The following is a 6274-nucleotide window of genomic DNA, read 5'->3' on the forward strand; positions in this document are numbered from 1 at the left end:
TTCATATTCATTTATCGTCCCGTCTTGAAACTGCTCATAATGTAAATTATCATCAGGTTTTAGGGTGTCCCTAACGAGTCTTTTACCGTTTGGAAAACTGTGTTTATCCAAATGGTCTGCTCGCTAAGATTATGCATTCGAATCTCACAAATAAAATTAAGGCACAGCCTACTGGATTTTTCTCCGTAAGTTGTGCCTTTTTCTTAGTTGTATATTACTTGCTCCTTCACAATTTCTGTTGCTCGGTTGCGGATGTTGTTCATCTTTTGCACCCATAACATTGGGTTATCCGATTTCAATTTTTCCGTAACATTTTCTTTTTCGGCAAGGTCTTTTACCAACCGAGAAAAAAGATTTTGAGCCTGTTCTTCGATGTCAGCAAGATATAAATTAAGCTTACCGCTTGTCAGTAAATTGTAGTAACGTACTTTATGATTTTGTTTCAAATATCGTTTGTGCCTCATTGCCCATACACCGATATTCGTTTCTTTTTCTTCCGCCGATAACGAAAGATTAGGCAATAAATAGTCGCCGACCTGCGTATAAGTACCACCGTTATTTTCAAAAATTGTTTTCATATTAAAACCTCCTTGATTTTAGTAAGTCCATTATACGAAAAACAAAATCAAATTGCGAATGTGCGGATTTGGGCATAGAAAAAGGCTCTGACCTTTTACAGTCAAAGCCTTATTTCATCATTGCTATGCCTTAGTTTTATTAAGTTTTATCATACTGCCTTATAAAACCTCAGCTTTCGCCCAAAGCTTTTTCCTTCGTTACTTTGCTTTTAATATGATCTCATTTTCATTCACCAGACCAAGTTTTTCCTTCGCAATCTCTTCCACATACTCGTCAGTTCCAACGTATGCTTCCATATCGTCTATCTCCTGTGATCTGGCTTTCTCTTCATCTATCTGTTTCTTAAGCTCCGTCTCCTGAGCCAAATAACTTTTCTCCTTCGCCCGAAGAGAAATTCCACCGACCACTACAAGTGCTGTCATCAAAAGAATTACACCTGTAATTACAAGCACACTCAACTTGTGTTGATTCGTCCGCCTCCTGGACCTTCTCTTACGGCTATTACGCCTTGTATCTTTCATATTAATACTCACCCTTGTCTTCGGTTCCCACACCGATTTATACCTTTTTATAATAATAACTTTTTCCCTGAAATTTATCAAGTTTTACGGGTGTAGATTTTTTTACACATTTTTTTAACTTTCTGCAAAAGCCATGACATCAAGCACGCTCCAACTACAACACCTAGTATATAATACCAGCGTACACTACCACTACTAGTGTGGTAAATTTGCACAAACAGATACATTTCCACAAAAATCCAGTAAAACAAGTCCTCTATTCCGACTGCGAGAAACGAATGTTTCACAATATCCCGGAAGCATTCCAGGCATCTGTATGTTCCTCTTAAAAATAATCCAGATGAAAATGCAGTCAGAAAAATTAATAATTCTTTTTCAATCCCAATCATTGACTTTCCTGCAACTTTCCGCACACATTAACGGAACAAACGTGCAAATAAATTCTCTCCCTGTTTTTGTTCTGCATGCACATCCGAATAAGCAATACTGTCAATATTTCCGGACAAATCCACTTCTCCTTTTTCCAGACTCAGCCGGTTTACATGAAGGTCCGTCCCCTTCACCATCAACATTCCCTGCTCCGTTTCCAGTAGAACTTCATTCAGATCAAAAGATAATACATCCTTCACACCCGTCACCAGACTTGCGGTCCGGTTATTCAAAACCAGTTTATGCCCCCGCATAGCTGGTTTTGATACATTTCTCTCATCCATGCACATCACAACCTTTCTTAGTAATCATATGAAAGGTACCCTGCATTTATTACAGATATTTGAACAAGTCTTTCGCCTCTTCCTTCTTCGTCGTCTCCTGAATATCCAGGACTTCGACTTTCACAGTTCTTGTACCAAACTGAATTTCAATAATATCTCCGACTTTAACCTTGACCGAAGCCTTCGCAACACTACCATTGACCAGCACTCGCCCAGCATCACAAGCTTCATTTGCAACCGTTCTGCGCTTGATTAAACGCGACACCTTCAAAAATTTATCTAATCTCATAATATTTCTCCATTTTCTTCCAATTGGGGACGGGGTTTTTTCAAAAAAACCCCGTCCCCAATTAAATTGTACGCTTCTTACACACAATTTCCATATACCAAAAAGAACGAGGAGCCAACAACTCCCCGCCCGTACACTTATCTAGAACTAATCCATTACTCGTTAACAGCGTCTTTTAATGCTTTACCAGCTTTGAACTTAGGTGCTTTGCAAGCTTCAATCTTCATTGTCTCCCCTGTAGACGGATTTCTTCCCTCTCTTGCAGCTCTCTCGCTTGTCTCGAATGTTCCGAATCCAACTAACTGAATCTTATGACCTTTCTTAAGTTCTTCTGTAACTACATCAACAAAAGCTTTTAAAGCTTTTTCAGAATCTTTCTTAGAAATCTCTGCTTTGTCAGCAATAGCTGCTACTAATTCTGTTTTGTTCATGGATAATTTCCTCCTCCTGTTTATCTAGGCACCCTGCCTCTAGATATTGTTATACCTGTTTTCCCTATATTTGTCAAGGATATTTACCCTTTTTACCGCGTATTTATAGGCTTTTTAGGCATTTTTAAGATTTAAATCCGAGCATCAAAAAAGTGATTTAAAAAATGTTCTTTTTCCTTCATTTGTCTGACTGCCATCTGCATTTTTTCAACATTTTTTATTGATATCCATGCTTTATTTGAATGATAATATGAATTTGCAACTTTAAAAAATTTTTCTGGATACATCAATCTATTTTTCAAATACTCCAATTCATTTTTCCCCAACGGTATAATTGCTGAATATGCATTGAGTATTCCATCGCTGATCCATTCTTTGAAACCTTGTTTTTCCATTGCCTTTCTTAAGAAATAATACAAATCCTCTACTTGAACATTCTTTTTAAAATGATCAAAATTCACCGTGTAAACATTTAACTTTCTATGCCCATAATTATCTTTTTCAGAAGTCGCATCAAACAAAATATTGTGGTAATTGTATTCACCATGTACCATATATCCTGCATCAATGCTTTGTTGATAAAGCTGTTTATATCCCGAAGCTTTCAGGCTTTTAACCGCTGCGTCTGCCCATGCTTCCATCTGATCAAAATACTCCAGGAACAAATATTCAAACTCCCCTTTCGGAGAAACATTTCTGATGTATGCCCGCACTTTACGTAATTCTCGATTATGTCTTATATACCCCTCCTCCAAATTCTCCGCTTCCGACACATTTTCCATTATTTTTTTTCTCATCAACAAATGTATCTTCGCCAAATTACCTGCTGCCTCAAAAAGTTCTGCCGCTCTTCTTACATCGCATTCCCGCCCCGGCGGCATTCGTCTAAGCATGTAAATACTTCCATCAAACCCCTTTGTTACATAATCTCCTTCCCGGTTTTTCACTGGCATATCTATAGTTTGATAACCATAATCCATAAAATACTCATACAATTCGATAAGCGCAGGAAGCCTCTTTTCAGATACCCCTACCTCTCTCATTAAAAACACACCTTTATCTGTGCTGCATAAAATAGCACCCCTGGTCTTCCGGGTGCTATTTACGACAATTTCATATTGTTCTAATATATTATCCCGTTCATAATCTTGCATATTCAGCCCCCTGCACTCTACTACATATTCTCTCTATCCTATGAAAACAATTGCGAAAATATGCAAATGGGGACGGGGTTTTTTCAAAAAAACCCCGTCCCCATTTGAACTTCAACCTGTCCCTTTTTAAATTGTAGCTTTTTTCAGTAAAATTTCTTTCTGATTCAATTCCGGATCTTCTATAACCATTTCCAGTAATCGATTCAATATTTCACCAATTTCTTTTCCTGGCTTAATTCCAATAGCTATCAAATCGCTACCACTTACAGCCAGTTCTTTCAATGAAACACATTGCTTCGCCTCTTTAATTTTTGCATACAGTGTTTCTATATCATCTAAATTTTTTAGTTTTCGTTCCCGCAAATATGTACTCTGTGCTAACACATCCGCACGTCTCACTTCCATATAATATTCGAAAATGTCTTCGCCAATCTTATTCATGGCTCTCCTTACATTTTTCGCTTCTGCCGGCATACGATAATCATGATAAAGCACCAGCCTTGCAACAGTTCGAATTGTCTCATTATCAAATTTTAATCTTTTTAAAATTTCTTTGGCAATATGCTCACTACCAATTGCATGTTTTTTAAAATGTGCCTGTCCCGTCTCATCCATAGTCTTGTACTCAGGTTTCCCCATGTCATGAAGCAACATTGTAATACGTAATATTCTATCCGGACGCACCCTCATTAATGCATGTAATGTATGCTCCCCTACATTGTACATATGGTGTGGCGTCTCCTGTTCCGTCTTCATAAGAAGATCAAATTCCGGCAAAAACTGCTTTGTAATTCCAAGCTCATAAGCTGTCCGTAACATATCCGGTCTATCAGAAACTAACGTTTTTACCAGTTCCACCTGAATTCGCTCTGCACTAATTTTCCGAAGCGTTGGAGCCAGCTCTTTCATAGCCATTCTCGCCTCGTCATCAATTTCAAATCCAAGCTGTGCCGCAAACCGTATTCCTCTTAATATACGCAAAGCATCTTCCGAAAATCTTGCCGTTGCATCTCCCACACAGCGAATAACTCCTTTTTTCAAATCTTCCATTCCGCCAAAAATATCTACAAGTCCATCTGCATCATTATATGCCATCGCATTGATTGTAAAATCTCGACGGAGAAGATCCTCTTTTAACGACCTAGTAAATGTAACCTCCTTCGGATGTCTGTTATCTTCATATTTTCCATCAATTCGATAGGTCGTCACCTCGTATCCTTCATGATCGAGCAAAACTGTAATTGTTCCATGCTCAATCCCTGTATCAAATGTCTTATCAAACAATGTTTTTGTTTCCTGAGGCATCGCAGAAGTTGTAATATCCCAATCTTGAGGAATTCGTCCCAATACGGAATCCCGTACACATCCTCCGACCGCATAAGCCTCATAACCATGTGTCTGAAGCGTCTCTATAATCTTTTTCACATTCTCAGGTAATACAATCTTCCGGTTTTCCATTCTCATATGCCTCCTTATTAATCTGTATTATTATAACACACTTTCAATTGGGGACGTGTTTTTTTCAAAAAAACTCCGTCCCCAATTGAATCTTATCCTGTCCCCTTTTGAATTGTGTAAAGTTCACCTTCAATTTGTTTTCTAATCCTCTTTACATAACTTTTCGAGACTCCTAGCTTTTCTTTTACTGCATTTTCGAATTGCACTCTACTTTCTACGAACTGTAAAATCTCCAATCCTTGAAGTTGTCTTTGTTCTTGCATGTTCCAAAGTATTTCCCACGCCAATTCTACATACTGCCTATACTCTTCCTCTTCTGTATCTAAAAACACATTTTCATCCTTTTCCTGATGAAAAGTTCCAATTGATGTCCCATCTTTAAATTTTTCCTCATATAACTTTAATGCTTTTTCACTTAATACTTCTCTATTCTTTCTTTTCCCAGTATATTCCCTCATACTGCTATGTTCATATTGCATTATGTTACTACATATTTTTGCTTTTACTGGATTCATATGAATATAACGCAAGCAGCTCCAAAAATACCTTTCATCTTCTATACACTGCGTATTATATCGATTTTCAAATACATAACCCGTACGATTATGCTTATAATTATAATATTTCGCATATCTTCCCAGCACTTTTGCCATAAATATTGGCATAATTTCTTTCTCAGCTTTTGCTAAAAGGTGAAAATGATTTGACATAACACAATATGCATAGATCTCAATATTACAATCTTTTAAATTGTCTTTAAGCAAATTCAAAAACCTGGTTTTTTCGCGTTTTTCACCGAAAATATTTTCCCGATCCAAACCTCTGGATACAATATGATAAAAACCCGTTGCACTTTCACGCCTTGCTCTTCTCGGCATAGGCATCCTCCTCCCTATCTACTTTTCTTCTATAAATGTTGGCAATTCTCGGCGACACGCCAAATACTGATAATAATGTAGAAATATCATGAATAACAAGAATTGCGTTGTAGAATTAAATTAACACATTTGTTTCTATAATGCAAGAAATTTACGAACACAATACCATAAAATTCAATTGGGGACGGAGGTTTTTTAAAAACAATGTCATTAAGTTAAGGATAAAATTGTAATTATTGAGGCTTTGACAC

9 protein-coding genes are annotated in these 6274 nt (G+C 37.2%); all 9 read right to left on the reverse strand.

Going from position 1 to position 6274, the window contains the following annotated elements:
• Nucleotides 1–203: 203 nt before the first annotated feature.
• Nucleotides 204–578: a TnpV protein gene (locus LI149_RS14660; protein ID WP_227143583.1), complete on the reverse strand. Its 375-nt coding sequence runs from the start codon at nucleotides 576–578 to the stop codon at nucleotides 204–206.
• Between the two features lie 198 nt (nucleotides 579–776).
• Nucleotides 777–1100, reverse strand: coding sequence for a septum formation initiator family protein (locus tag LI149_RS14665; RefSeq protein ID WP_040015635.1), 324 nt, complete (start codon nucleotides 1098–1100; stop codon nucleotides 777–779).
• A gap of 77 nt (nucleotides 1101–1177) precedes the next feature.
• Entirely contained in the window at nucleotides 1178–1489 is a 312-nt protein-coding gene (gene yabQ, locus LI149_RS15765) for a spore cortex biosynthesis protein YabQ (protein ID WP_005335224.1), read from the reverse strand.
• Nucleotides 1490–1516: 27 nt separating this feature from the next.
• The gene (yabP, locus tag LI149_RS14675; protein WP_005335222.1) at nucleotides 1517–1813 is read right to left on the reverse strand and encodes a sporulation protein YabP; all 297 of its coding nucleotides are present in this window, start codon (nucleotides 1811–1813) and stop codon (nucleotides 1517–1519) included.
• A 49-nt stretch (nucleotides 1814–1862) separates the two neighbouring features.
• Nucleotides 1863–2102 carry an RNA-binding S4 domain-containing protein gene (locus LI149_RS14680; protein ID WP_005335220.1) on the reverse strand — a complete coding sequence of 80 codons (240 nt, stop codon included), beginning with the start codon at nucleotides 2100–2102 and terminating at the stop codon, nucleotides 1863–1865.
• 155 nt (nucleotides 2103–2257) lie between these two features.
• The gene (locus LI149_RS14685) at nucleotides 2258–2533 is read right to left on the reverse strand and encodes an HU family DNA-binding protein (RefSeq protein ID WP_005335218.1); all 276 of its coding nucleotides are present in this window, start codon (nucleotides 2531–2533) and stop codon (nucleotides 2258–2260) included.
• Between the two features lie 131 nt (nucleotides 2534–2664).
• Nucleotides 2665–3687, reverse strand: a complete 1023-nt coding sequence (locus LI149_RS14690; RefSeq protein WP_168934155.1) for a MarR family transcriptional regulator — start codon at nucleotides 3685–3687, stop codon at nucleotides 2665–2667.
• A gap of 126 nt (nucleotides 3688–3813) precedes the next feature.
• A complete protein-coding gene (locus LI149_RS14695) occupies nucleotides 3814–5145 on the reverse strand; it encodes a CCA tRNA nucleotidyltransferase (RefSeq protein WP_117495808.1) in 1332 nt (443 codons plus the stop codon).
• Nucleotides 5146–5237: 92 nt separating this feature from the next.
• Entirely contained in the window at nucleotides 5238–6023 is a 786-nt protein-coding gene (locus tag LI149_RS14700; RefSeq protein WP_227079270.1) for a transposase, read from the reverse strand.
• Between the last annotated feature and the right edge of the window lie 251 nt (nucleotides 6024–6274).

It is taken from the genome of Dorea sp. 210702-DFI.3.17, assembly GCF_020560825.1.
Classification (GTDB): domain Bacteria; phylum Bacillota; class Clostridia; order Lachnospirales; family Lachnospiraceae; genus Dorea; species Dorea formicigenerans.

Bases quoted from the DNA above. Each gene is read 5' to 3' on its own strand.
- LI149_RS14660 (WP_227143583.1), bottom strand. From the start codon at position 578: ATGAAAACAATTTTTGAAAATAACGGTGGTACTTATACGCAGGTCGGC.
- LI149_RS14665 (WP_040015635.1), bottom strand. From the start codon at position 1,100: ATGAAAGATACAAGGCGTAATAGCCGTAAGAGAAGGTCCAGGAGGCGG.
- yabQ (WP_005335224.1), bottom strand. From the start codon at position 1,489: ATGATTGGGATTGAAAAAGAATTATTAATTTTTCTGACTGCATTTTCA.
- yabP (WP_005335222.1), bottom strand. From the start codon at position 1,813: ATGGATGAGAGAAATGTATCAAAACCAGCTATGCGGGGGCATAAACTG.
- LI149_RS14680 (WP_005335220.1), bottom strand. From the start codon at position 2,102: ATGAGATTAGATAAATTTTTGAAGGTGTCGCGTTTAATCAAGCGCAGA.
- LI149_RS14685 (WP_005335218.1), bottom strand. From the start codon at position 2,533: ATGAACAAAACAGAATTAGTAGCAGCTATTGCTGACAAAGCAGAGATT.
- LI149_RS14690 (WP_168934155.1), bottom strand. From the start codon at position 3,687: ATGCAAGATTATGAACGGGATAATATATTAGAACAATATGAAATTGTC.
- LI149_RS14695 (WP_117495808.1), bottom strand. From the start codon at position 5,145: ATGGAAAACCGGAAGATTGTATTACCTGAGAATGTGAAAAAGATTATA.
- LI149_RS14700 (WP_227079270.1), bottom strand. From the start codon at position 6,023: ATGCCGAGAAGAGCAAGGCGTGAAAGTGCAACGGGTTTTTATCATATT.